Here is a 25,453-nt window from a genome sequence, read left to right on the forward strand (position 1 = left end):
GCTTCCCGAAGAGGTTGGAGTATCAGCGCCTGGCTTCGTCGCGATTGACGATCAGGCTGACGATGATGATGACGCCCAGGCAGATCTGCTGCAGATAGCCGTCGATCTGCACCAGGTTCATGCCGTTGGAGAGCACGGTGACGAACAGCGCGCCGAGCACGGCAGCGCCCACGCCGCCCTCCCCGCCCGACAGCCGAACGCCGCCGACGACGGCCGCCGCGATGGCTTCCAGCGTGAGATTGCCGCCGAGGTTCGGCTCGCCCGAGCCCGTGCGCGCGGTGAGCAAAAGCGCGCCGAGCGCTGCCAGCAACGCGCAAAGCATGTAAGCCAGCACCAGCACCGGCATGGTGCGGATGCCTGCCGCCACCGCCGCCTTGGGATTGGCGCCGATGATGTAGAGGCTTCGGCCGAAGCGCGTCGCCTTGAGCGTCAGGAAAAGAAGCACGAATACCAGCGCGGCGATCCAGATCGGCATCGGGATGGCGAGCAGCGAGCCCTCCGCGAATTCGGCGGTGAGGCTCTTCGGCAGGCCGGTGACCGGAAAGCCGCCGCTGATCGTCGAGGCAAGTGCCAGCACCATGTTGGCCATGCCGAGCGTCGTCACCAGCGGATTGATGCCGATGCCGGCAATGAGGAGGCCATTGGCGAGGCCGATCGCGCCGGCGATCAGCACCGCCGCGCCGACGCCATAGAGGATCGAAACGTCGCCGCCGCCCATCGCCACCATCGCCATCGAGGCGGCGACGCTGACCAGCGACACGGTATAGCCCAGCGACAGATCGAAGCCGCGGGTCAGAAGCACCATGGTCTGCGCCATCGCGAAGATGGCGAGGTAGCTCGCCTGCAGCGCGATGTTGCGGAAATTGCCGAAGGAAAGCACGCGCGGCTCGACCAGGCCAAACAGGACAAGCACCACGACAATGGCGATCGGCAGGCGCGCGGCGCGCAGGATCTCTTTCAGCGAGAGGCCGGAAGGCTTGGCCATCGGTTGTGTCTTGGCCTCCGTGCTCATGCCTGCCGCTTTCTCAACAGAAGCCGTTCAATGGCCAAAGCCACGATCAGCACCGCGCCAAGCACCAGCGTTTGATATTTGCTGTCGACCTGCACCAGGTTCATGGCGTTGGCGATCACCGACAGGAACAGCGCCGCCAGCGCCACCAGTTCGGCGCGGCCGACACCGCCGCGCAGCGACACGCCGCCGATCACTGCGGCGGCGATGGTTTCGAGCGCCAGCGTCCCGCCGATGGTGGATTGGCCGGAGCCGAGCCGCGACGTCATCAGGAAGCCGGTGAGCGCGGCGAGCAAGCCGGCGAGCATATAGGCCGCAATCAGCGTGCGGCCTGTGGCAACGCCCGACAGGCGCGCCGAACGCTGGTCGCTGCCCACCGCATAGATATGGCGGCCGAGCGCGGTGAAACGCTGCATGACGATACAGGCGGCAAGGACGCCGAGCGCCACCCAAAGCACGATCGGCAGGCTCAGGAACTGGCCGCGTCCGACATTGGCGATGAAGGAATCGGCCACGCCATAGATCGGGATGCCTTGCGTGAAATAGAGCGCGATGCCCATCAGCACCGACATCATCGCCAACGTCACCATGAAGGGCGAGAGCGAGAAGGCCGAAACCAGACCGGCATTGACGAGCCCGACAAGCGCCCCGACACCGAGAGCAATCACCAGCGAGGCGATGATGAGGGCCAGTTCCATGCCGGGAAAATAGCCACTGCCGACCAGCATCACCGCGGCCGTCACCACCGAGGTCGCCGCCACCACCGCACCGACCGACAGGTCGAAGCCGCCGGCCGTCATCACCAGCATCTGTGCCAGCGACGGGATGAGCAACAGCGCGAAATTGCGCATGACGTTGAGCAGGTTGAGCCGGTTGAGGAAGCGCGGCTCGATCAGCGCCGTCGCGACCACCGCCACGACCAGGAAGGTGATGACGATGCCGCCTTGCATGAGAAAACGGTCGAGCCGGCTCGCGCGATGCGTCGGCGCATTGGCGGCGGTGATGGTCGCCGTCTCCGAACTCATGCGCGCCCTCCGAAATAATGCGACAGCACCTGCGCTTCGCTGAGCTCGTGCTGGGCAAGCTCGGCGACGATTTTGCCTTCATGCATGACATAGACACGCGAGGCGAGATTGATCAGCTCCGGCAATTCGGACGTCGAGACGACGACCGAGGCGCCGGCCTCGACCAGGGACTTGATGAGATTGTAGACGTCGGCCTTGGCGCCGACATCGATGCCGACGGTGGGCTCGTCGAACAGATAGACATCGAACGGCTTCATCAGCCCGCGCGCCAACATCAGCTTCTGCTGGTTGCCGCCGGAGAAAGCGGACGCCTTGCGCTCGGGTGCCATCGGTCTCAGCGCGAGATTGCCGAGCGGTCCCCTGATCACCTCGTTCTCGCGCCAGAACTTCAGCACCGGCCCGGACGACAGTTGCGGCAGGTCGAGCGAGCTCATGGTCGCGTTCTCACGCGCCGAACGCGCCAGCGCCAGGCCTTCCGACCCGCGATCGGCCGGGAAGTAGCAGACATTGGCGGCAAGCATCGACGCCGGCGTCGGCCGCTCGACCGGCTTGTCGCCCAGGCTGATCGTGCCCGCCTCGATCGTCTCCAGGCCGAAGACGGCACGGCAGAGCTCGCTGCGCCCGCAGCCGACAAGGCCGGCAAGACCGACCACCTCGCCCGCACGCGCGGTGAAGGAAGCGCCGATGACGGAGTGCTTCTGCGTCGTGAGATCGCGCACCTCGAGCCTGACCTCGCCGGGCCTGTGCTCGATCTTCGGGAACAGTTGTTCGACGGGACGACCGACCATCATCTCGATCAGCCCCTCGTCCGAAATCTCGGCGGTGACCACCGTGCCGATCTTTTTGCCGCCGCGCAGCACGGTAACGCGGTCGGAAAGATTGCGGATCTCGGTCATGCGATGCGAGACATAGATGATGCCGACGCCGCGCGCCTTGAGCAGCGCAATGGCGTTGAAGAGTTTTTCCGCCTCGCCGTCGGTGAGCGACGCGGTCGGCTCGTCGAGGATGAGCACCTTCGGCCGCATGCGCAGCGCCTTGGCGATCTCGACCATCTGCTTTTGCGCGCGCGACAGGAAGGCGACCTTCTCGTCGAGCGGCAGATGGAAGCCCAGACTGTCCAGCAGCTCGGCCGCGGCCTGGCGCATCTGCTTGCGTTTCAGGAAAAGGCCGGACGACTGCTCCCGGCCAAGGAAGATGTTTTCGACCACGGTAAGGTCGGGCACCAGGCTGAATTCCTGGAAGACTGCGGCAATGCCGATCTCCTGCGCCACCTGCGGCGTCAGACTGGTGATGGTGCGGCCGTTGATGCGATAGACGCCTTCGGCCCAGGGAAACGTGCCGGCAATGAGATTGATGAGCGTCGACTTACCGGCACCGTTCTCGCCAAGCAACGCATGGACCTCGCCCTCGTTCAGGGAGAAGTCGACATTGTCGAGCGCGGCAATGCCGCGGAATCTCTTGGTGAACCCTGTAACTTCCAGCATCTCGTCCAAAGGCCCAAAGCCGGCAGGAGCAACTCCAGGAAACTGCGCGGCGGTTTCGCCCCGGAATTGCATCAAGTCGCCTGACCGCCTTCTGGAAGGCGGTCAGGCCGGGAGGATCGCGATTTGATCGCGAAGCTGAAGGCCGCGGCCAGCGGCCTCGTTACTATTCGACCGAGAACACCGGGCGCCAGTTGTCCGGCGCGAAGATCTGGGTCGTGTCGATCTTATCGACATTGTCCTTGGTGACGATGCCGGGGGCAACCAGCAGGACCTTTTCGTGGTCCTTCTTCTCCAGCGCGCGCACCGCGAGGTCGACGCCGATGCGCCCCATGATGACCGGGTATTCCGTGGCGAAGCCCAGCACCGAGCCGTCCTTGACGGCCTTCAGCATGGTCTGGTTCTCATAGGAGGACATGATGGTGACGTTGCTCAGGCCGGCGTCGGCCACGGCGCCGATCGCGGCTTCAGCCGTCGGCGCGCCACCCCAGATCACGTTGACGTCGGGATGGGTCTGCAATGCGTCTTCGACCAATTTGAGCTGCGCCGGCACGCTGGCCTCGCCGAACATCTCGCCGACCAGCTTGATGTTGCCGGCCTTGGTGCTGTCGCGGAAGCCGTTCATGTAGGTCTCGGCCCAGCCGCTGCCCTGCGGTCCAGGGAACGCCACGGCTGTGCCCTGCTTGTCGCCGAGATATTTCTTCACATATTCGCCGGTCTGAAAACCCTTCTGATAGAAGTCGGGCGTGATGCGGGCGGTGATCGGTGTCTCCAGGATCGGATTGGCGACGGCGATGTTGACGATGCCCTTGCCCATGCCTTCGTTGATCTTGGCGGCCACGCCGGCTTCCGAGATCGCCGAGATCAGGATGGCGTCGGCGCCCGAGGCGACGCAGTCGTCATATTGCGAGATCTGCTTCGGCAGCGCGGTGTATCCACCCGCCTGCAGCACAGTCACCTTGACGCCAAGACGCTTCGCTTCCTCGACGATGCCATAGTCCACCGAAACCCAATAGCTGTCCTGCAGATGCGGGAAGAGTACACAGAGCTTCCAGGGCTTCTCGGCCTTGTCGAGCGGCTTGTACTCGATCTCCCCCACCTTCTTGAGGTCGCCATCCTTCGCCGAAGCGATCTTGAACGGCCACCAGTCGGCGGCATGCGCCATGCCGGCCGACAGCACCGTCGCCGACAGCGCCAAAGCCAGTGTCTTCTTCAATCCACTCATATCGGTCTCCCATTTGAACAAGCTGCCCTGCGAGGGCTTGGAGTTGTCTACTCAATCGATCGGTTAAGCCCGATTCCTCAGTTTTGTATCCAATCTGCCACTTCTTCGTTGGCATTTCAAACGTCAAAGCGGGAATTTCGTATAAATGTATCCATTCATCTCGCTTGTAACAACTTACATCTTATATCTTATGTGTCAATGCGCGATGAGCCCTTCACCCGGCAAGGCGCTTCGACTGCGGTAGCCAGGGTTCAGCCCTGAGCCCGAACCTGCGGCAACGCGGCGTCGAGCGACCGCTCGAACGCATCGACCAGAGCGTCGACCTGCGCCTCGGTGATGATCAGCGGCGGGCAGAAGGCGATGGCGTCGCCCATGTTGCGCGAGATGACGCCGTTCTGCTGCAGGAAGCCGTTGACCAGCGCGCCGAGCGCCGCCGGCTTGCCCCAGGGCGCCTTCGTCGCCTTGTCGGCGACGAGCTCGACGGCGGCGATGAGACCGACGCCGCGCACCTCGCCCACCAGCGGATGCGAGGCGAGCTTGCGCAACCGAGCCTGCAGATGCGCGCCGACCTTGCGCGCATTGCCGACGAGGTCGCGCTCCTCGATCAGCTTGATGTTTTCCAGCGCGACCGCCGCAGCGACCGGATGACCGCCGCCGGTGAAGCCGTGGCCGAACGTGCCGATGCGGTCGCTCTCGTCGGCGATCGGCTCGAACACCTTGTCGTTGATAATCAGCGCCGAGATCGGCAGGTAAGAGGACGAAATCTGCTTCGACAGCACCATGATGTCGGGCTTGATGCCGAAGGTCTGCGAGCCGAACATCTCGCCGGTGCGGCCAAAACCGCAGATCACCTCGTCGGCCACCAAGAGGATGTCGTATTTCGCCAGCACCGCCTGGATCTTTTCCCAGTAGCCGGCAGGCGGAACGACGACGCCGCCGGCGCCCATGATCGGCTCGCCGATGAAGGCGGCGATTGTTTCGGGCCCCTCGGCGAGGATGAGCTTTTCCAGGTCATCGGCAAGCCGCGCGGAGAACTGTTCCTCGCTCTCGCCGGACTCGGCGTCGCGCCAATGATGCGGCGTCGAGGTGTGCAGGATGTTGGCGATCGGCAGGTCGAAGGAGAGATGGTTGTTGGGCAACCCGGTCAGGCTCGCCGAGGCGATGGTGACGCCGTGGTAGCCGCGCTTGCGGCTGATGATCTTCTTGCGCGCCGGCTGGCCGAGCGCGTTCGACCGGTACCAGATCATCTTGATCGCGGTATCGTTGGCCTCTGAACCGGAGTTGGTGAAATAGGCCTTGCTCATCGGCACCGGCGCCATCTGCACCAGCTTCTCGGCGAGGTCGATCAGCGGCGAATGCGCCTTCGAGCCGAAATCGTGATAGAAGGGCAGCTTCGACATCTGCCTTGTCGCGGCGTCCACCAGCCGCTTTTCCGAGAAGCCGACGGCGACGCTCCACAGGCCCGCCATCGCCTCGATGTAGCGATTGCCGGCGATGTCCTCGACATAGACGCCATCGCCCTTTTCGATCACCAGCGGCCCGGTTTCCTGATGCTTGCGGGCGTTGGTGTAGCCATGCAGGTGGTAGCGGATATCGCGGGCTTCGGGGGAATTCGGTCGGGCGTCCATCATGGCTCCTGTCTGCAGGCGTCCAAGCGGGAACTGCCCTGCTTCCCCTCTTCAAAGGGTCCGCAGTTCCCTCTTGCATTGTGCTGTTTGATGCATCATGTTTCTTATAAGATATACTGTCAAGCCCCTTTGGGCGATGACTGAACCGGGGACGGAAAACGGCATGACGGGCTTCAGCTTCGAGACGCTCGAGCGCGAAAATCTCGGCGAGACCGTCTATGCGCGCGTCGCCGAGGCGCTGATCAAGGGGCGCTTTGCGCCGGATGCCAGGCTGACCATCCGCGACCTCGCCCAGTCGCTTGGAACCAGCGTCACGCCGGTCCGCGACGCGATCCTGCGCCTGATCCAGGACGAGGCGCTGGTGCAGAAATCGGTGCGTGAGGTGCGCGTCCCCATCATCACGCTGGAACGCTATCGCGAGATCCGTCAGATCAGGCTGAAGCTCGAAGGTCTTGCCGCGCGTGAGGCTGCGCTCAAGGCGACGACCAGGGATATCGAGCGGCTGCGCGATCTGATCGCCCGCAACGAGCGCGCGATTGCCGACAGGAACTGGACCGAAGCGCTGGAGCTCAACCAGACCTTCCACTTCGCGCTCGCCGACATCGGCGACATGGTGGTCCTGCGCGGCATCCTCAACCGGCTGTGGCTGCAGATGGGCCCGCTGATCGCGGAATCCTACCATGAAGGCGGACGCGCCATGATCGACAATCACCACGCGGTGTTTGCCGCGATCGAAAAGGGGGATGCCGATGCCGCCGAACGTGCGATCATCGCCGACATCACCGAGGGTGGAAACGTGATTCTCGAACGGCTGCTCGGCAGGCGCGCCGCCGACACGGCCAAGGCGGGCTGAGCATGGAACAGGTCGACTGCATCGTCGCCGGCGCCGGCGTCGTCGGTCTTGCAATTGCGCGCAAGATGGCCGCACGCGGCCTGGACACGCTGATCCTTGAGGCCGCGGATGCCATCGGCACCGAAACCAGCTCGCGCAATTCGGAAGTGATCCATGCCGGCATCTATTATCCGCAAGGGTCGCTGAAGGCCCGGCTCTGCGTCGCCGGCCGCGACATGCTCTACCGCTACTGCGCGGAACGCGCGATCCCGCATCGCCGCTCGGGCAAGCTGATCGTCGCGACCGACGCGGCCCAGGAGCCCGTGCTTGCCACGATCCGGGACGGCGCAGCGGCCTGCGGCGTGGACGATCTGCGCTTCATTTCCGCCGCCGAGGCGCAGAACCTGGAGCCGGCGCTTCATTGCACCAAGGCGCTGCTCTCGCCCTCCACCGGTATCATCGACAGCCACGCGCTCATGCTCGCCTTGCTCGGCGACGCCGAGGAAAACGGCGCGATTCTGTCGCTCAACACGCGCATCGCTTCGGGCCGCATCGATGCCGGCCGCATCGTGCTCCAGACGATGGACACGGCGAGCGGCGAGGGTTTCGAGATCGCCACGGCGCGCTTCATCAACGCGACCGGCCTTGGCGCCGTTGCGCTGGCGGGCTCGCTCGAAGGCTTCGACCAGCGGTTTTTGCCGACGCTTCGCTATGCCAAGGGCAATTACTTTTCGGTGGCGGGCCGGGCTCCCTTCTCGCGGTTGATCTACCCCGTGCCTGAACCGGGCGGCCTTGGCGTCCACCTGACACTTGATCTCGGCGGCACGGCTCGGTTCGGGCCCGACGTCGAATGGACGGACACGCTCGACTACCGCGTCGATCCGGCGCGCGGCAAACGCTTCTACGATGCGATCCGCCAATACTGGCCCGATCTGGCCGACGACAGCCTGCAGCCGGCCTATAGCGGCATTCGGCCGAAACTCTCCGGCCCGGGCGAGGCCAACAGCGACTTTGTCATCCAGGATGCGGCGACCCATGGAAGCGCCGGCCTAGTCAATCTCTTCGGCATCGAAAGCCCCGGCCTGACCTCCAGCCTGGCGATTGCCGAACAGGTGACGCGCATCCTTGCGCCTGAGGCGGACTGACGGCGCCGACCCTCGGTATCGAGGGCCGATCGCATCGTGCGCCACCTCGGCGAGAGGCTGGCGATTCCACTGAATGTATCCAACGATAGTTAATAGTGGCAATTTTTGCCTTCCAAACGGCATCTTTCGTCGTTATCGTATCCAATAGCCACGACCTCACCAGGAAGCCCTGATGCCCGACTACGCGACATTGGCCCCATCAGCCCCCTGGCGGGAACTGCGCACGACGCGCGCCGACTGGGACGACGCCGATCCGGCCGCGCTGGAATCGATGCTGGTTTCGGCCCATCTCATCCGCGCCTTCGAGGAGAAAGTGCTGGAGCTCGCCGGCCAGGGCCTGGTGCATGGTCCCGCCCATTCCGCAGTCGGCCAGGAAGGCGGCGCCGTCGGCTCGGCCGCCCTCATGCGCGCGACCGATCAGATCAATGGATCCCATCGCGCGCACCACCAGTTCCTCGCCAAGTCGATCCGCTATGTCGCGCCGAGGGGATTGGCACCCGCCGAAGACTTCTCGCCGGCCATTCGCGGCCTGGCGCAAAGATCTCTGGCCGAGATCCTCGGTCTCGCGCAGGGTTTCTGCCGGGGTCGCGGCGGCTCGATGCATCTGCGCTGGGCCGAGGCCGGCAATCTTGGCACCAATGCCATCGTCGGCGGCGGCGTGCCGCTGGCCGCGGGCGCAGCCTGGGCGCACAAGCGCGCCGGCAAGGGCGATGTGGCCTTTGCCTATTTCGGCGATGGCGCCGTCAACATCGGCTCGGTGCTGGAGACGATGAACATCGCCGCAGCCTGGAAGCTGCCGCTCTGCTTCTTCATCGAGAACAACCGTTATGCCGTCTCGACCCATGTCGAGGAAGCGACCGCCGAGCCCCGCCTCTCGGCGCGCGGATCGGCCTTTGCCATTCCGGCCTGGAAGGTCGACGGCATGGATCCCCTCGCCGTCTATCTTGCGACGAAGGAAGCCATGGAGCTGATGCGCAATGGCGGTGGGCCGGCCATCATCGAGGCCGACGTCTACCGTTACTTCCATCAGAACGGTCCCCTGCCCGGCAGCGCCTTCGGCTATCGCGACAAGGCCGAGGAAACGGCGTGGCGGGCGCGCGATCCGCTCGACCGGCTGGCGAGCGAAATGGAACAGCGTCAGATCATCGGCAGCTCGGGCGTGGCCGCTCTGCGCGAACGCTCGCTTGCGCTGATGGCCGAGGTCGCCCATGAGCTCGTCGAGCAGGCGGACGGCAAGAACCGTATCAAGCCGGCGCTCTGGCCGGACGAAGGGTTTCGCGATCACGGCATCCGCGGCGATCTCTCCGAGCTTTCCGGCCAGCGCACGGAGGAACTCGAAACCTTCAGTGGCGCGATCGACGGCAGCGCCAAATTCATCGACGCGGTCGCCAACGTCATGCAGCGGCGCATGGCGACGGACGACCGCATCGTCGTCATGGGCGAGGATGTGCACCGGCTGAAGGGCGGCACCAATGGCGCGACGCGCGGCCTTGCCGCGGCCTTCCCGGACCGGGTGCTCGGCACGCCGATCAGCGAAGCCGCCTTCACCGGGCTTGGCGGCGGCATCGCCATGGATGGCCGCTATCTTCCGGTCGTCGAGTTCATGTATCCGGACTTCATGTGGGTGGCCGCCGACCAGGTCTTCAATCAGATCGGTAAGGCCCGCCACATGTTCGGCGGCGATATCGACGTGCCACTGGTGCTGCGCACCAAGGTCGCCATGGGCACCGGCTACGGTTCGCAGCACTCCATGGACCCGGCCGGCATCTTTGCCACCTCGCCCGGCTGGCGCATCGTCGCCCCCTCGACGCCGTTCGACTATGTCGGCCTGATGAACAGCGCGCTGCGCTGCAAGGATCCGGTGCTCGTCATCGAGCATGTCGAGCTCTACAATTCCACCGGCCCGGCGCCGGTCGACGATCTCGACTACTTCATCCCGCTCGGCAAGGCCAAGGTCGTGCGCAAAGGCACGGCGATGACCATCCTCACCTATCTCGCCATGGTGCGGCCGGTGCTCGAAGCGGTTGAACGCCTCGGCGTCGATGCCGAGGTCATCGACCTGCGCTCGCTCGACCGCGCCGGGCTCGACTGGCAGGCTATCGAAGCCTCGATACGCAAGACCGGCAATGTGCTGGTGGTCGAACAAGGCGCGCGCGGCACGTCTTATGGCGGCCTGCTCGCCGCCGAGATCCAGAACCGCTGCTTCGACTGGCTCGACCAGCCGGTCCAGCGCGTGCATGGCGGCGAAGCCTCGCCAAGCATTTCCAAGGTACTCGAGGCCGCCGCTTGCGCGCGCCCCGCCGATATCGATCGCGGCTTGCGCCAGGTCATGGCCGACCAAGGTAGGCCGCTGAGCTGAGGTCAGGCCTTCACATCGTCGCGCGGCGTCATGAAGCCGGCGGTCTCGCCGCCGTCGATGCTGAGCACCGCGCCGTTGATGAAGCCGGCGGCGGGAGAGAGCAGCCAGCCGACCGCCTCGGCGACATCTTCCGGCGTGCCGAGGCGCGCCGCGGGAATGCGCTTTTCCAGCTTCTCGCGCCGCCCCGGAATGGCCAGCGTCTTTGCCATCATCTGCGTGGCGATCTGGCCCGGGCAGACGGCGTTGAAGCGCACCTCCGAGCCGTATTCGAGCGCCAGCGCCTGTGTGAGGCCGATCAGCGCCGCCTTGGAGGCGGTGTAGATCGCAAGCCCCTCCTCGCCGACCAAGCCGGCCACCGACGAGATCGTCACCACGGCGCCGCGCGCGGCCCGCAGGCCCGAAAGCGCATGACGCGTGAACAGATAGGCCGAGGTGGCGTTGGCCGTCATCGTCCTGTTCCAGTCGTCGAGCGTCGTCTGGTCGAAGGCGCCGCGCCCGCCGGCGCCGGCATTGTTGACCAGGCCGGCGATACGGCCCTTGCCGAGCTCCAGCGCGACGTCGACCGCGCGCTTGCAGTCGGCCTCGCTGGTCGCGTCGCCGGCGGCGAAGACGGCGCCGGGAACCGCGGCGATCACATCGTCGGCAGCGGCCCGGTCGCGCCCTGTGAAGACGACTCGCGCGCCATCCGACGCCAGCCGCTCGACGCAGGCCGCGCCGATGCCACGCGTGCCGCCGGTCACCAGGAAGACGCGTTCAGCCTCTTTGGCGCTCATGCCGCCGCTCCGTAGTCGACGAGGGTGCAAAGCGGCCCTTCCCTGTGCGCTGCCCAATAAAGATCGTGGATGAGGTTGGTGACCGGTCCGGGCTTGCCGTTGCCGTAGATGCGGCCATCGAGCACCGTCACCGGCATGATGCCGCCGGCGGAGCTGGAGATGAAGATCTCGTCGGCGTCGCGCAACTCCTCGATCGGCAGCGGCCGCACCTCACAGGTCACGCCTGCTTCGCCGGCCATCTCGATCACCGTGCGGCGCGTCATGCCCTCGAAGACGCCGCGGTCCGGCGTGGTGATGACGTTGCCCTTCACCGAAAAGACGTTGAAGCCCGCGCCTTCGGTGACATTGCCCTTGCCGTCGTTGAGCACGGCGACGATGGCGTCGTTGTCGTAGGCCTCGAAGATGCCCATCGTCAGGTCGAGCCAATGGAAGTTCTTCAGGCGTGGATCGAGCGATTCCGGCGGGATGCGTTGCACCGAGCTCACCACCATCTTCAGCCCGTCGCGGCGCTGCTCGTCATTGGCGATCCACACGAACGGTTGCGCGAAAGCATAGAACCGGTTCTGGCAAAGCCGCGGATCGCGCGTGCCGGCCGGCGGCACGCCGCGCGTGCAGGTCATCTGCACATAGGCATCGCGAAGCCCGGTCCGGCGAACGCATTCGACCAGGATGTCGGCTATCTCGGCCTTGGACAGCGGCAGGCTCATGCGCAGGCCGCGCATCGAGGCCAGGAAGCGCTCGATATGGTCGTCGAGCCTGAAGAAACGGCCCTTCCAGACATGGGTGACGTCATAGGTCGCATCGGACCGGACGAAGCCGCGGTCAGTAATTGGAACGGCCGCCTCCGCGAGCGGCATATAGCTGCCGTTGACATAGGCTATGCCCAACGCCGGATCGTAAGCGGTCCTGTGTGTCATGAAATCCTCCACTGATGTTGAATCTTATTATTGGATACAATCGTGCGAATTTATTCGGCCAGATCGCCTAAATAGCTTGCCAATCTCCATCTATTGGATACGGTCACATCGGAATTATAAATACCGAACCAGCAATGCTTCGTGATACCAACCATGCTCGCAACGGCCTTCCGGGCCTGCGCGGCACCGATCATATCGGCTTCACCGTTCCCGATCTCGACGAGGCCGTCCATTTCTTCGTCGAGGTCATCGGCTGCGAGCCCTTTTACGAGCTCGGACCCTTCCGCTCCGACGGCGACTGGATGGAAACCCATCTCAACGTCCATCCCCGTACAGTAATGAAGCGGCTCAAATTCCTGCGCTGCCGTCACGGCTCCAACTTCGAGATCTTCGAATACGCCGCTCAGGACCAGAACGGCACCCAGCCCAGGAACAGCGATGTCGGCGGACACCACCTCGCCTTCTATGTCGACGATATCGATGATGCAGTCGCCTATCTCAGGTCGCTGGGCGTGCGCGTGCTCGGCGAGCCGACGGTGCGCACCGAGGGACCGAGCGCCGGTCAGAGCTGGGTCTATTTCCTGAGTCCCTGGGGCATGCAGCTCGAGCTGGTCTCGTTCCCCACGGGCAAGGCCTATGAGCACGGGACGGACCGCCGGCTCTGGCACCCGGCCAACCCTCATTTGTGAGCGGTTGGTTCGTGCCGATTCCCACCCGCGCGCCGATGCACTAACATCCTGGGGATCAACACGATGCGGGGAACTGAGATCATGGCCGGCAGACGCACAGGCGGCGGAACCGAAGGCAACGGCGCCGCCCTGGCCAGTGGCCGCGTCACCGATGCGCTGCGCGACGCGATCCTGTCGGGGCGGCTGCGGCCGGGCAGCCGCATCCGCCAGGAGGAGCTCGCCGAAGAATACGGCATCAGCCGCATCCCCGTGCGCGAGGCGCTGAGGCAACTGGAAAGCGAAGGGCTGGTCATCCTCGTGCCCAACAGCGGCGCCTGGATTTCCAAGCTCGACCGCGCCGAATGCATCGAGATTTACAAGATCCGCGAGCGGCTGGAGCCGCTGGCGCTTTCCGAAAGCAGCGCCAACCTTTCGCCCGAAACGCTTGCGCGCCTGGAAGACCTCGTCTCGCGTATCGAGGCCGTCGACAGCATCGACGAGTTCCTGCAGCTCGACCGCGAGTTTCATCTCCTGAGCTATGAGGGCGCGCGCATGCCGCAGCTCGTCCAGATGATCCACAAATTCTGGAACACCACCCAGCAGTACCGCCGCGCTTTCGCCGGATCGGTCGGCAAGGCCGGCATGGCGGCGGTGCATCACGAGCATCGGCTGATCCTCGAGGCGCTGAAGCGTCGCGACGGCGAACAGGCTGGTCTCATCCTCTACGGCCACATCCGTCGCACCCGCCTGCAGCTCGAGCAACATAGCGAGATGTTCGCCTAGCCCAGGCGGGAGACACTAGAATCCCGCCTGGCTGATGAACTTGGTGACGAGATAGGCTTCCAGCGCTTCCGAGCCGCCTTCGGAGCCGTAGCCGCTGTCCTTCACGCCGCCGAACGGCACTTCCGGCAATGCCAGGCCGAGATGGTTCGTCGTCAGCATGCCGGTCTCGATCTCGGCGCCAAGCTCGGTCGCCGTCTTCAGCGAACGGGTGAAGGCGTAAGCCGCGAGCCCGTAGGGCAGCCGGTTTGCTTCGGCCACCGCCTCGTCGAACGTCGCGAACGGCATGACCAGCGCCACCGGACCGAACGGCTCCTCGTTCATGATGCGCATGCCGGGGCTGAGGTCGCTGAGCACGGTCGGTTCGAAAAAGGCGCCCTTGTTGACGATGCGCTTGCCGCCGGTCTCAAGCTTGGCGCCCTCGGCCACTGCCTCGGAGATCATCGCCTCGACGGCCTGCAGCCGCCGCTCGTTTACCAATGGTCCCATGCAGGTGCCCTCAGTCAGCCCGTCGCCGACCTTCATCGCGCGCGCATGGCCGACAAGCTTCTCGACGAACGGCGCATAGGATTTCTCCTGGACAAGGAAACGCGTCGGCGAGACGCAGACCTGGCCGCCATTGCGGAACTTGGCCGGCGCCAGCAGGCTCGCGGCGTTGTCGAGGTCGGCGTCGTCGAAGACGATTGCCGGCGCATGCCCGCCGAGTTCCATCGTCACGCGCTTCATATGCTGGCCGGCGAGCGCGGCGAGTTGCTTGCCGACCGGGACGGAGCCGGTGAAGGACACTTTTCGGATCACCGGATGCGGGATCAGGTAGCTCGAAATCTCCGGCGGATTGCCGTAGACGAGGTTGAGCACGCCGTCGGGAAGCCCGGCATCCTTGAACGCGTCGGCGAGGCAGGCCGGCGAGGCAGGCGTTTCTTCCGGCGGCTTGACGATGATCGAGCATCCGGTGGCCAGCGCGGCGCCGATCTTGCGGATCGTCTGCGACACCGGGAAATTCCACGGCGTGAACGCCGCCACCGGCCCGACCGGCTCGCGCACGACCAACTGATGGACGTTGCTGGTTCTCGCCGGCACGATGCGTCCATAGGTGCGGCGCCCCTCCTCCGCGAACCAGTCGAGGATATCGGCCGAGGCCAGGACTTCGGTCGTCGCCTCGCCCAGCGGCTTGCCCTGTTCGAGGCTGAGCAGCCTGGCGATCCTGCCCACACGCTCGCGCATCAGCCGCGCCGCTTCGCGAATCACCTTGCCGCGCTCGAAGGCCGAGACCTTGCGCCAGACCTTGAAGCCGCGTTCGGCCGCTGCCAGCGCACGGTCGAGATCGGCGGCGCCAGCCACGGCAACCGAACCGATGACTTCGTCGGTGGCCGGATTGCGAACCTCGAGCGTCTTGCCGCCGGCCGCCGGGGTCCACTTGCCGTCGATGAAAAGCCCGACTTCCGGATACATGCTTTTGTCCTGTCTGATGGTGATTGTCACGGCAGCCAAGCCTCAGAGTGAGAGGCTCTCCCTTGTGTCTTCGATGGCGAGGAAAAGCGCGCGGACGAGTTCGTCGATCTGGTCCGGCTCGATGATGTAAGGCGGGCAAAGGGCCAGCACGTCGCCCATGTTGCGTAGGATGATGCCGCGTTGCCGGCAGGCGCGTTCGACCTGCGCGCCAACCCTGGCCTCGGTCGGAAAACCCTGTTTCGTGCGCCGGTCCGCGACCAGCTCGACGCCGGCCAGCAGGCCGACGCCGCGGATCTCGCCGACCATCGGATGATCGGCGAGCGCGTTGCGCAGCGCCCCCAGCATCTGCGCGCCCAGCGTCCGGGCGCGACCGACGACATCGATCTCGTGATAGATGCGCAAGGCTTCGGCAGCGACAGCCGAGGCGACCGGATGGCCCGAATAAGTGAAGCCGTGCCCGAAGACGCCGTTCCGGTGCCCCTCGTCGGCGATCGACTGGTAGGTCTTGTCCGACACGACCACCGCTGCGATCGGCAGATAGCCGGAGGACAGGCCCTTGGCGACCGAGAACATATCGGGCTTGAAATCGAAAGTCTGGCTGCCGAACCAGTTGCCGGTACGGCCGAAGCCGCAAACCACCTCGTCGGCCAGAAGCAGGATATCGTATTTGTCGAGCAGCGCGCGCAGCTTCGGAAAATACCCCGTCGGCGGCACGATGACACCGCCCGCCCCCATCACCGGCTCGGCGATCATGGCGGCGACCGTCTCAGGACCGGCCGCCAGGATCATCGCCTCCAGTTCGGCGATCAGCCGGTCGGCGAACGCCTCCTCGCTCTCGCCGTCACGCGCCTCTCGATAGAAGTGCGGCTTGCCGGCAAAAAGGATGTCGTCGGTGTTCATGCCGAACGAACGGTGCATATGCGGCAAACCGCTCAGCACCGCGCCCATCACCGTGCTGCCGTGGAAGGCGCCGTTGCGGCTGATGATGCGGCGCTTCTCCGGCTTGCCGCGCGCCGCCTGATAATACCAGGCGAGCTTGACCATGGAATCGTTGGCTTCCGAGCCCGAATTGGCCAGGAATATCCGGCAGCCCGGAATTGGCGAGACCGCTGCGAGTTGCTCGATCAGGTCGATGCAGGGCTCATTCGAGCGATGGTTGAAGGTGTGGTAGTTGGCGAGCTTGGCGAATTGGGCGGCAGCCGCTGCGGCCAGTCTCTGATCGTTGAAGCCGAGCGACGCCGTCCATAGGCCAGCCATACCTTCGATATAGCGGTTTCCGGCATCGTCGCGGACATAGACACCCTCACCGCCCGAGATGATCAGCGGCCCATCCTGCTCGTGCCGCCGCGGATCCGTCTGCGAATGCAGATGCAGGCTCATGTCGATGGCCCGGGCCGAATTGTGCAGCATTTCCTGTTCCCTAAGCCGGATGATTATTCTTGCGGCTCAACCAAATATCTTATAACTTATAAGTTGTCGAGGGTCAGATAAACGGAAATGGAGGAGATCGACCATGGCGTCCTCAGGCGCAAGCCGGTGGCCGAGCAACAGCGGCAATGACGGGATATCGGACGAGCAGGCAGTCCGCCTGCGCGAGCGCGCACGCTTCGTGCGGCTGGAAACGATCAGGCTGATTTCGATCGCCAAGGTCGGCCACTACTCGTCGGTCTTCTCCTGCGCCGAGATCTTCTCGACGCTCTACTACGACACGATGCGGCTGCGTCGCGGCGAGCCGGACTGGCCGGACCGCGATCGCTTCCTGATGGGCAAGGGCCATGCGGCGGTCGGCCAGTTTCCGATCCTCGCCGATCTCGACTTCTTCGACCGTTCCTGGCTCGACGACTACACCCGCCTCGGCAGTCCGCTCGGCGATCATCCTGATATGCGCAAGGTGCCCGGCGTCGACTTCAGCTCCGGCTCGATCGGCCATGCGCTGTCCAACGGCGTCGGCATGGCGCTCGGCGGCCGCTTCCACGGAAAGGACTTCAACGTCTTCGTGCTCCTCGGCGACGGCGAGATGCAGGAAGGACAGGTATGGGAGGCCGCCATCAGCGCCGCCACCCACCGGTTGGGCAAGCTCGTCGCGATCGTCGATCGCAACGGCTACCAGCTCGACGGCAAGGTCGACGACGTCGCAGCGGTCGAGCCGCTGGACGAGAAGTGGCGCGCCTTCGGCTGGGAGGTGCATGAGGTCGACGGCCATGACGTCGTCGCGCTCGCCAACCTGCTGCGAAAGGCCAAGGCCGACACCGGCCGCGAAAAACCCTGCTGCATCATCGCCAAAACGCTCAAGGGCAAAGGCATCGACTACATGGAAACCGAACCCGGCTGGCACCTCGGCTATCTCGCGCCGGAAGACGAAGCGCGCGCCCGAGACACGATCCTGGAAAGTGCGGAATGAGCGCGGCCCTGCATCCCGACAGCTGGCAGTATCGCGAGCTCAACAAGCGGGCGCCCTCGCTCGCCACTTTGGCCGACACACTGATCGAGCTTGCCGAAGCCGGCCATCCGATTGTCGCCGGCACCGCCGATCTGCAGCACTCCAACGGCCTTGTCGGCTTTGCCCGGCGCTTCCCCGAGCGCTTCACACAGTTCGGCATCTCTGAGCAGAACATGGTCTCGGCCGCGGCCGGCATGGCCACGACCGGGGTCATGCCTTATGTCGCGACCTTCGCCTCCTTCCTGGCGCTGCTTTGCTGCGAGCAGATCCGCATGGACGTTGCCTATTGCGCGCAGCCGGTTCGCCTGATCGGCCACCACACCGGCATCTCGCTCGGCTTCTACGGCACCTCGCACCATGCCACGGAGGACATCGCCATCATGCGCTCGATCGCCGACCTCACCGTCGTCTCGACAGCGGACGGCCCGCAATTCGCCGCGGCGCTGCGCGCTTCCGTCAAGCATCCGCAACCGATCTATTTCCGCATCTCGCGCGGCCACGATCCGGTCGTCTATGCCAAGGATGCGCCGTTCGAATTCGGCAAGGCGGTGGTCCACGGCATCGGCAACGACATCACCCTCATCGCCTGCGGCATGGCGGTGCACTCGGCAAAACTGGCGATGGAAGCCTTGAACGGCAAGGGCCATTCCGTCGGCCTCATCGACATGCACACGATCAAGCCGCTCGACCGCGAGGCGGTGATGGCGGCGGCGCGCAAGTCGCGCATCATCCTGACCGTCGAGGAACACAACATTCTTGGCGGCCTGGGTGGCGCCGTCGCCGAAGTGCTGGCCGAGGAAGGCGGCGGCGCACGGCTTGTGCGGCACGGCATCAAGGACGAGTACAGCCTCATCGCGCCGCCGACCCATCTCTACCGTCACTACAAGCTCGATGCGGCCGGCGTCGAAAGCGTCGCGCAATCCTTGCTTGCTTAGAGCATGATCCCGAACCGCAGGTCAGCGTAGCAAAAAGTGGGAATCGGTTTTCGGGAAAGATCATGCTCCAACAAAGAGCTAGAGCAGGATGGCGATTCAACGAAACGTCATCCTGCTCTAGCAGGCACAGCAATACAGTGAAGGAAAAAGCGTCTATTGGTTATATCTTGTAGAATCACCGCCGGCAGAAGACGCCACACAACAATGCCGAGGAGACCTTTGCCGTGAACATTCAGCCGCTCGAGCAAGGCAACCTGTCCGCACGCGCCTATGTAGCCCTTCGCGAAGGGTTGATCGCGGGGCAGTTCCGGCCGGGGCAGCGCCTGGTGATGCAGGATCTCGCCGACCAGCTCGGCACGAGCGTCACCCCTGCCCGCGAAGCCTGCCTGCGGCTGGTCAGCGAGCGCGGCCTGGAGCTGCGCTCGGGCCGCTTCGTCACCGTGCCGGCGCTGACGCTGGCGCGCTACATGGAGGTCCGCACCATAAGGCTGTCGCTGGAGGGCCTTGCCGCAGGGCTTGCCGCCCAGAATGCGACGAAGGAAGACATAGACAAGCTCACCGCCATCCAGAAGGTGTTCGAGAAGGCCGATCGGGCCGGCGATCCGGAACTCTCATTCCGCTACAATCGCGACTTCCATTTCACCGTTTACCGGCTGTCCGGCATGGAAATGCTGGTCGCCCATATCGAGAGCCTGTGGGTGTCGATGGGGCCGATGCTGACCGTCTTCTTCAAGGAAGGCGAGCACAAATATGTCGGCGCCGCCGAGCATCTGACGGTGATCGAGGGCCTGCGCGAGAAGAATTCGGAAAAGGCGCGCGCCGCCATGGAGCGGGACCTAATCCTGGGCGGCGAGGATTTCCTTCGCTTCCTGCAGGGGCACGAAGGCTTCGTCGCGCCATAACCTTTCTCAGGCTTATAGCCGCGCGACCGCTGCCAGGGCCTCGTCCGTCGCCGCCAGCGCCTTGTCGATATCGGCCTCCTGGTGGGCAGCCGACAGGAACAGCGTGTGTGCCGGGTGCAGGTAGACGCCCCTGGCGAGCGCCTCCAGGCAGAACGTGTCGCCGAGCTTCCGATCCACGTCGTTCTCGAACAAAAGCACCGGCATCTGCACCGGCCCGCTTTGCCGCAGGGGCACGCCGTGCTTCTTCGCCTGCGCGTCGAGACCGTCGCGGAAACGCTGGCCCATGGCCCGCATATGCTCAACCGCATCGACGGCACGCAGCTTCCGGATCGTGGCGATCGCGGCGGCCATCGACACGCCCGCGGTCCAGAAGGAGCCGGTGGTGAAGATGCGTGTTGCTCCCTCGCGAAAACGGTCGTTGCCGGTGACGGCCGCCAGCGCATGGCCGTTGGCGATCGCCTTGCTCCAGGCAGCCATGTCGGGCCGCACGCCGACCGGTTCCCAGCTGCCGCCCATATCGAGGCGGAAACCTGCGCGCACGTCGTCGACGATCAGCGCGGCATCGGCGCTGTCGGCCAGCGCGCGTGCCTTTCGCGCGAACGCCACGGTCGGCAATTCATGCGGCTTGCCAAGATCGTGCTTGAAGGCCGAAACCAGTATCGCCGCGAGGTCGCCCCTGCACAGCTCAGCCGCGGCCTCGAGGCTCTCGACGTTGTTGTAGTCGTAATGGACAAGATGCGCGCGGTCTTCCTCGGTGACCCCGGCGACCGAAGGCGAGCACCACGGAATGGCGCCGTGATAGGCGCCGCGCGCGACCAGGATCTTGCGGCGCCCGGTGCCCGCGCGGGCGATCGTCAGGCAGGCGGTCGTGGCGTCGGTGCCGTTCTTCGAGAACATCGCCCAGTCGGCATGCGGAACGGTCTCGACCATCAGTTCCGCTAATTCGACAAGCCGCTCGCTCGGCCCGTTCATCGCATCGCCAAGCGCCCGCTGCCGGTCCGCCGCGGCCTCGACGTCGGCATCCCCATAGCCCAGGATCATCGGCCCCCAGCCGCAGAGGAAGTCGATATACTCGCGTCCGTCCACGTCCCAGGTGCGGCATCCTCGGGCGCGCGAGAAATATTGCGGATAGCCGGCCGGCAAGCGCGGTGCATTCTGATGCCCCCACATTCCGCCGGGGATGACGCGCTTCGCCCGGGCACGCAAGGCGCCGTCGATGCTCTTCGAATGTTGGTCCATGGAAGGATGCCCCCGTCTGGCGCCGTTCCGCCCGACTCGCCAAGACTTGTTTGCACCATTCGATATATCATGTATCATCCGCGCACAATAGTTCGGGGACGCGGAGAAAATGCAGCCCATCATCGGCATCGTCGCCGACGATCTCACCGGCGGCATGGAAACGGCCGCGATGCTGGTGGCGCTCGGCGTCGACTGTGGTTTCGTGACCAGGCCTGCCTTGGTCCGGCATTTCGCCAACTCGCCCGCTGTGGTCGTCGCGCAGAAGACCCGCGTCGTTCCAGCCGCCGAGGCCGTTCGGAAATCGGAAGATGCGGCGCAGCGGCTGCTCGACATCGGCGTGAGGCGGCTATTCTTCAAATATTGCGCCACCTTTGATTCCACCGACGACGGCAATATCGGCCCGGTGGCCGACAACCTGCTTGCCCTGACGCGGGCCACGCACACTGGCTTCTGCCCGAGTTCCGGCGATCTCGCGCGCAGCGTCTTCCAGGGCCATCTCTTCGTCGGCGCGCAGCTCGTTTCGGAATCGCCGAAACGGTTCGATCCGCTCACCCCGATGACCGATCCCGACCTTGTGCGCGTGCTGCAGCGGCAGTCAAAACTCCCCGTCGGCCTTTTGCCGCATAATGTCGTGCGGGCCGAGCCTTTCACCCGGCAAGCCTATGTCGACCAGCTAATCGCGCAAGGCATTCGGCACGTCATCCTGGACGCGATCTATGCGGAAGATCTTGCCGCCGTGGCGGCGCTCACCGTCGACTGGCCGCTGATGACCGGCAATGCGCCGGTGATCCGCCAGTATCCCGCGCTCTGGCGCGAGCGCGGCTGGCTGGACGACGCGCCGCCGAAGCGGCCGCTGCCGGCGGTGGAAAGCCCGGGCGTCGTGCTGGCAGGCAGTTGCGCCGAACGGACGCTGGAGCAGCTTGCTCAGTTCGAGCTGGCAAGGCCGGTGCATCGCATCGACATTGCTTCGGCCGGAAGCGTCGATGCGGCGGTTGAGCAGGCGCTCGCCTGGGCGGGCACGCATCTCGACGACGGCCCGATCGCGATCGCCACCTCCGCCGGTCCGGAGCAGGTCGGCGCCGCGCAGGCAAGACATGGGCGCGAAGGCGCAGCAAGCTTCGCCGAGGCTATTCTCGGCAGGCTCTCCGTGGAATTGCGCAAGCGCGGCGTCAGGCGCTTCCTCGTCGCGGGCGGCGAGACGTCGGGATCGGTGGTCGAGCAGCTTGGAATAGATCGCTTGAGGATCGGCGCCTACCAGGGTCCAGGCATTGCGCGTGCGACGACGGAAGAAGGCGAGATCGTCGCGCTCAGCCTCAAATCCGGAAAGCTCGGGCCGCCTGACATGTTTTTGCCGACGCTGGAATCCATGAGGCATCCGGAGCACTGATGATCAACGAAGACAATCTGCCCAACGCGATTGTCGAGACGGTCCGCCGTCTTCAGGACAAGGGCTTCAATCACGGCAACAGCGGCAATGTGAGCCGCCGGGTATCGGGCGGCATGCTGATCACGCCAACAGGGGCGAACAGCAGCAATCTCGCGCCGGACCGGCTCGTCCATGTCGATGCCAACGGCACCGTGTTGGGCGAAGGCATCCCGTCCAGCGAATGGCACATGCATGCCGCGATCCTCAATGCCTGCCCGGCCGCCAACGCGGTGATCCACACCCATGCCGATGCCTGCGTGGCGCTGGCATGCCTGCACAAGCCGCTGCCGTCGTTCCACTACATGGTCGCGACCTTCGGCGGCACCGATGTGCGCTGCGCCCGTTACGCCACCTTCGGCACGGTCGATCTCGGGGCGTCGGCGGTCGAGGCGCTCAAGGATCGCACCGCCTGCCTGCTCGCCAATCACGGCATGATCGCCATCGGCAAGACGCTGGAGGCCGCCTTCCAGACTACGGTGAAGCTCGAAACCCTGGCGCGCCAGTATCTGATGGCGCTGCAAGGCGGCGCCCCGGTGCTGCTCCCGGAAGAGGAAATGGCGCGTGTCGGCAAGCGTTACGGCAATTATGGAACGGGTTTGCTGCCCGGCTGACGAGCATGACCGCAAGAAGCGATGGCCGTCGTTATGAACCGGATTTTCGAACGCTCCCCGGGCCGCGATATGGACATGCCTGGCGCTGTATGATCATGAGGGCAGTCGGCCAGATGCAAAAGCGAGTCCGCTGAAATGCAGAACCTGCCTGAGATTCAGGCGACAAGCCTGTCCTCGCAGATCTACCTGCGCCTGCGCCAGGAGTTGATGTCGGCGCGGCTCCATCCCGGCGACCGGCTGAAGATCCGCGACCTCGCCCAGCAGCTCGGCACCAGCGAGACGCCGGTGCGCGAGGCCATCTTCCAGCTCGTCAAGGACGGCGCGCTGGAGATGAAGCCGGGCTACTACATCCGCGTGCGGCGGATCAGCCTCAAGGAATATCTGGAGCTGCGCGACATCCGGCTGGTGCTCGAGCCCTATGCCGCGGCAAAGGCGATGCCGCATATCGACGAGCCGTTCCTGAAAACCCTCGAAGATATCCATAAGAAGCTGATCGAGGCCGAGCGCACCAAGGACTACGCGGCAGCGCTTCAGCACAATTACGATTTCCACTTCGCGGTCCATCGCAAATCGGAAATGCCGCATCTGATCGAGATGATCGAGAGATTGTGGATCCAGGCCGGCCCGTTGCTCAGCCTGCTCTACCCGCACGGCCACCCGACCTATGAAGGCCAGCACCAGCACGTCAATGTGATCGCCGCCCTGCGCGCCAAGGACGAGGCGGCGCTGCGGCGCGCCTTCGAGCAGGACCTGATCGAAGGCGGCCGCAAATTCGTCGAGCACCTCGCCGCCATCGAGAGCAAGGAAGACGCCGAAGACGAGCCTCCGCGGCGGTCGCGGCGCTAATCGGCTACCAAAGAAAACCCCGACATTCAGGTCCCGCTCCATCCGAGGAAAAATCTCTGGATAGGACGTGACGGCCTTGCCTTTCCGACGTGTCTCAACGCCGAGGTTCGCCGCTCGCCACGCGGCGTGGAAACGTCATCATGCGCGCTTGCGACCTTCATCATATATGATATATTCTATTTCCAGCGACCAAAAATAAGGGGAGAACAATGAAGCTTCGCAATGGGATTTTGGGATTGGCGCTCGGCCTTCTGATGGGCGGCGTCTCCTATTCGGCCTTCGCCGACGACGCATCCACCTTCGTCTACGCCGATGCCGGCGAGCCGAGCACCATCGACCCGGCCAAGGCCAACGTGAACTGGGAGTTCACGGTCACCCGCAACATCTATGATCGCCTGGTCGACTTCGACCTCAACGATCCGTCCAAATTGCTGCCGGCGCTGGCGACGGAATGGAAACAGGACGGCAAGGTCTGGACCTTCAAGCTGCGCGACGGCGTCACCTTCCACGACGGCACCGCCTTTGACGCCAACGACGTCAAGGCGACGCTCGACCGGCTGCTGAAGATCGGCCAGGGGCAATCCTATCTGGTCGACGACATCGCCAGCGTCACCGTGGTCGATCCCAAGACCGTCAAGATCGAGACCAAGGCGCCGACCGTCTTCCTCGCCTCCAACCTCAGCCGTATCGAGATGCTGTCCGACGAGGACATAGCCAAGCACAAGGACGACCTCGGCCAGGCGTGGTTCAACGAGAACGCCAACGGCACCGGTCCCTACGAATTCGTGTCCTGGACGCGCGGCACCCAGATCGAGTTGAAGCGCAACGACAAATGGTGGGGCAAGTTCCCGGAAAAGCCGTTCGACCGCGTGCTCGACCGTTTCGTCACCGACGGCGCCAACCGCGCCCGCGGCCTTGAAGGCGGCGAGTTCGACCTCGCCAATTTCGTGCCGCTCGACGAGGCGCTGCGCATCGGCACCAGCAGCGGCTTCCATCTCGTCGAAGGCAACAATCTGTGGGCCTGGCCGGCGATCTATCTCAACATGGATCTGGCGCCAACCGACAACAAGGATTTCCGCGAGGCGCTGGTCAAGGCGTTCGACTACAACGCCATGGTGCAGTCGTTCCAGGGCAAGGCTGAAGTCGGCCGCGGTCCGGTCCCGTCCTGGTTCCCCGGCAGCCCGGAAAAGGAAGAGGCCGAGATCAAGACCGATCTCGACGGCGCCAAGGCAGCGCTTGCCAAATCGGGTCTCGCCAACGCCAAGATGAAGTGCTCGGTGCCTGCCGGCTTCCCGGAATTCCGTTTCGCCGCGACCGTTCTCCAATCGTCGGCCCAGCAGCTTGGCGTCACCGTCGAGATCGAGGAGCAGCCTTTCGTCGAGGCGATCACCGCCATCAAATCCGACAAGAGCAACTGCTTCGTGCTCGGCAATGCCAACCTCAGCCCGTCCGACGCGACCAAGTTCTTCGCGGCCCACTATCTCAAGGGCGGCTTCTACAATTCCGGCAAATTCTTCGACCAGACGCTGCAGGACCTCGTGGCCAAGTTGCCGACGATTTCCGACGCTGCCGAGCGCGGCAAGCTGCTGAAGCAGGCGGCCGATATCGTGGTGGACTCGCACTACATCATCTGGACCGCGCGGCCGAAGACCGTGGTGCCAGAACCTGATCGGATCGGCGGCTATCGCATCGACCCGGCCGAGTACATCAACGCCCGCTTCTGGGAAATGTACAGCAAGTAACAGCGGGGTGAGCATACG

General features: G+C 64.6%; 22 protein-coding genes. 12 read left to right on the forward strand and 10 right to left on the reverse strand.

Going from position 1 to position 25,453, the window contains the following annotated elements; translation table 11 throughout:
• Positions 1 to 22: 22 nt before the first annotated feature.
• From RFM41_RS14500 to RFM41_RS14520, 5 genes are all read right to left on the reverse strand, one after another.
• Entirely contained in the window at positions 23 to 1,012 is a 990-nt protein-coding gene (locus RFM41_RS14500) for an ABC transporter permease (RefSeq protein WP_320249661.1), read from the reverse strand.
• Complete coding sequence (locus RFM41_RS14505; protein WP_320249664.1) at positions 1,009 to 2,034, reverse strand: ABC transporter permease; 1,026 nt, start codon at positions 2,032 to 2,034, stop codon at positions 1,009 to 1,011. Before RFM41_RS14505 ends, RFM41_RS14500 begins: the two co-directional genes overlap by 4 nt.
• Complete coding sequence (locus tag RFM41_RS14510) at positions 2,031 to 3,518, reverse strand: sugar ABC transporter ATP-binding protein (protein ID WP_320249667.1); 1,488 nt, start codon at positions 3,516 to 3,518, stop codon at positions 2,031 to 2,033. Before RFM41_RS14510 ends, RFM41_RS14505 begins: the two co-directional genes overlap by 4 nt.
• A 163-nt stretch (positions 3,519 to 3,681) precedes the next feature.
• Positions 3,682 to 4,740, reverse strand: coding sequence for a TMAO reductase system periplasmic protein TorT (gene torT / locus RFM41_RS14515; RefSeq protein WP_320249669.1), 1,059 nt, complete (start codon positions 4,738 to 4,740; stop codon positions 3,682 to 3,684).
• 251 nt (positions 4,741 to 4,991) lie between these two features.
• On the reverse strand, positions 4,992 to 6,368 hold the full coding sequence (locus tag RFM41_RS14520) for an aspartate aminotransferase family protein (RefSeq protein WP_320249672.1): 1,377 nt from the start codon (positions 6,366 to 6,368) through the stop codon (positions 4,992 to 4,994).
• Positions 6,369 to 6,531: 163 nt separating this feature from the next.
• Between RFM41_RS14520 and RFM41_RS14525 the strand changes: the two genes are divergently transcribed.
• The 3 genes from RFM41_RS14525 to RFM41_RS14535 all read left to right on the forward strand — a co-directional run bounded on the left by RFM41_RS14525 (position 6,532) and on the right by RFM41_RS14535 (position 10,704).
• Positions 6,532 to 7,221: a GntR family transcriptional regulator gene (locus RFM41_RS14525; protein WP_320249675.1), complete on the forward strand. Its 690-nt coding sequence runs from the start codon at positions 6,532 to 6,534 to the stop codon at positions 7,219 to 7,221.
• A gap of 2 nt (positions 7,222 to 7,223) precedes the next feature.
• Positions 7,224 to 8,345: an NAD(P)/FAD-dependent oxidoreductase gene (locus tag RFM41_RS14530; protein ID WP_320249678.1), complete on the forward strand. Its 1,122-nt coding sequence runs from the start codon at positions 7,224 to 7,226 to the stop codon at positions 8,343 to 8,345.
• A gap of 172 nt (positions 8,346 to 8,517) precedes the next feature.
• Complete coding sequence (locus tag RFM41_RS14535; RefSeq protein WP_320249680.1) at positions 8,518 to 10,704, forward strand: alpha-ketoacid dehydrogenase subunit alpha/beta; 2,187 nt, start codon at positions 8,518 to 8,520, stop codon at positions 10,702 to 10,704.
• Positions 10,705 to 10,706: 2 nt separating this feature from the next.
• On the opposite strand, the gene RFM41_RS14540 is transcribed toward RFM41_RS14535, so the two are convergent.
• Together RFM41_RS14540 and RFM41_RS14545 are read right to left on the reverse strand one after the other, a co-directional pair.
• On the reverse strand, positions 10,707 to 11,477 hold the full coding sequence (locus tag RFM41_RS14540; protein ID WP_320249682.1) for an SDR family NAD(P)-dependent oxidoreductase: 771 nt from the start codon (positions 11,475 to 11,477) through the stop codon (positions 10,707 to 10,709).
• On the reverse strand, positions 11,474 to 12,394 hold the full coding sequence (locus tag RFM41_RS14545) for an aminotransferase class IV (RefSeq protein WP_320249683.1): 921 nt from the start codon (positions 12,392 to 12,394) through the stop codon (positions 11,474 to 11,476). Before RFM41_RS14545 ends, RFM41_RS14540 begins: the two co-directional genes overlap by 4 nt.
• Positions 12,395 to 12,528: 134 nt before the next feature.
• On the opposite strand from RFM41_RS14545, the gene RFM41_RS14550 reads away from it, so the two are divergent.
• The gene (locus tag RFM41_RS14550) at positions 12,529 to 13,083 is read left to right on the forward strand and encodes a VOC family protein (protein ID WP_320249685.1); all 555 of its coding nucleotides are present in this window, start codon (positions 12,529 to 12,531) and stop codon (positions 13,081 to 13,083) included.
• Positions 13,084 to 13,164: 81 nt separating this feature from the next.
• Positions 13,165 to 13,845 carry a GntR family transcriptional regulator gene (locus RFM41_RS14555; RefSeq protein ID WP_320249686.1) on the forward strand — a complete coding sequence of 227 codons (681 nt, stop codon included), beginning with the start codon at positions 13,165 to 13,167 and terminating at the stop codon, positions 13,843 to 13,845.
• A gap of 15 nt (positions 13,846 to 13,860) precedes the next feature.
• Here RFM41_RS14555 and RFM41_RS14560 read toward each other — a convergent pair whose 3' ends face one another.
• On the reverse strand, positions 13,861 to 15,294 hold the full coding sequence (locus tag RFM41_RS14560; RefSeq protein ID WP_320249688.1) for an NAD-dependent succinate-semialdehyde dehydrogenase: 1,434 nt from the start codon (positions 15,292 to 15,294) through the stop codon (positions 13,861 to 13,863).
• 42 nt (positions 15,295 to 15,336) lie between these two features.
• On the reverse strand, positions 15,337 to 16,704 hold the full coding sequence (locus RFM41_RS14565; RefSeq protein ID WP_320249689.1) for an aminotransferase: 1,368 nt from the start codon (positions 16,702 to 16,704) through the stop codon (positions 15,337 to 15,339).
• A gap of 103 nt (positions 16,705 to 16,807) precedes the next feature.
• Here RFM41_RS14565 and RFM41_RS14570 point away from each other — a divergent pair, with 103 nt between their 5' ends.
• From RFM41_RS14570 to RFM41_RS14580, 3 genes are all read left to right on the forward strand, one after another.
• Positions 16,808 to 17,695 (forward strand): transketolase, encoded by an 888-nt coding sequence (locus RFM41_RS14570; RefSeq protein ID WP_320249690.1) that lies wholly within the window; start codon positions 16,808 to 16,810, stop codon positions 17,693 to 17,695.
• On the forward strand, positions 17,692 to 18,669 hold the full coding sequence (locus tag RFM41_RS14575; protein ID WP_320249692.1) for a transketolase family protein: 978 nt from the start codon (positions 17,692 to 17,694) through the stop codon (positions 18,667 to 18,669). The genes RFM41_RS14570 and RFM41_RS14575 overlap by 4 nt, the downstream gene beginning before the upstream one ends.
• Positions 18,670 to 18,893: 224 nt before the next feature.
• Positions 18,894 to 19,571 (forward strand): GntR family transcriptional regulator, encoded by a 678-nt coding sequence (locus RFM41_RS14580; protein ID WP_041005993.1) that lies wholly within the window; start codon positions 18,894 to 18,896, stop codon positions 19,569 to 19,571.
• Positions 19,572 to 19,583: 12 nt separating this feature from the next.
• Here RFM41_RS14580 and RFM41_RS14585 read toward each other — a convergent pair whose 3' ends face one another.
• Positions 19,584 to 20,810: an aminotransferase class III-fold pyridoxal phosphate-dependent enzyme gene (locus RFM41_RS14585; protein ID WP_320249694.1), complete on the reverse strand. Its 1,227-nt coding sequence runs from the start codon at positions 20,808 to 20,810 to the stop codon at positions 19,584 to 19,586.
• A 109-nt stretch (positions 20,811 to 20,919) separates the two neighbouring features.
• On the opposite strand from RFM41_RS14585, the gene otnK reads away from it, so the two are divergent.
• The 4 genes from otnK (at position 20,920) to RFM41_RS14605 (ending at position 25,435) form a co-directional block, all read left to right on the forward strand.
• Complete coding sequence (gene otnK, locus RFM41_RS14590) at positions 20,920 to 22,197, forward strand: 3-oxo-tetronate kinase (protein ID WP_320249695.1); 1,278 nt, start codon at positions 20,920 to 20,922, stop codon at positions 22,195 to 22,197.
• Positions 22,197 to 22,847 (forward strand): class II aldolase/adducin family protein, encoded by a 651-nt coding sequence (locus RFM41_RS14595; RefSeq protein WP_320249697.1) that lies wholly within the window; start codon positions 22,197 to 22,199, stop codon positions 22,845 to 22,847. The genes otnK and RFM41_RS14595 overlap by 1 nt, the downstream gene beginning before the upstream one ends.
• Positions 22,848 to 22,982: 135 nt before the next feature.
• On the forward strand, positions 22,983 to 23,693 hold the full coding sequence (locus RFM41_RS14600) for a GntR family transcriptional regulator (RefSeq protein WP_320249699.1): 711 nt from the start codon (positions 22,983 to 22,985) through the stop codon (positions 23,691 to 23,693).
• A 254-nt stretch (positions 23,694 to 23,947) separates the two neighbouring features.
• Positions 23,948 to 25,435 (forward strand): ABC transporter substrate-binding protein, encoded by a 1,488-nt coding sequence (locus RFM41_RS14605; RefSeq protein ID WP_320250142.1) that lies wholly within the window; start codon positions 23,948 to 23,950, stop codon positions 25,433 to 25,435.
• Positions 25,436 to 25,453: the final 18 nt, after the last annotated feature.

It is taken from the genome of Mesorhizobium vachelliae, assembly GCF_033977325.1.
GTDB lineage: Bacteria > Pseudomonadota > Alphaproteobacteria > Rhizobiales > Rhizobiaceae > Mesorhizobium > Mesorhizobium vachelliae.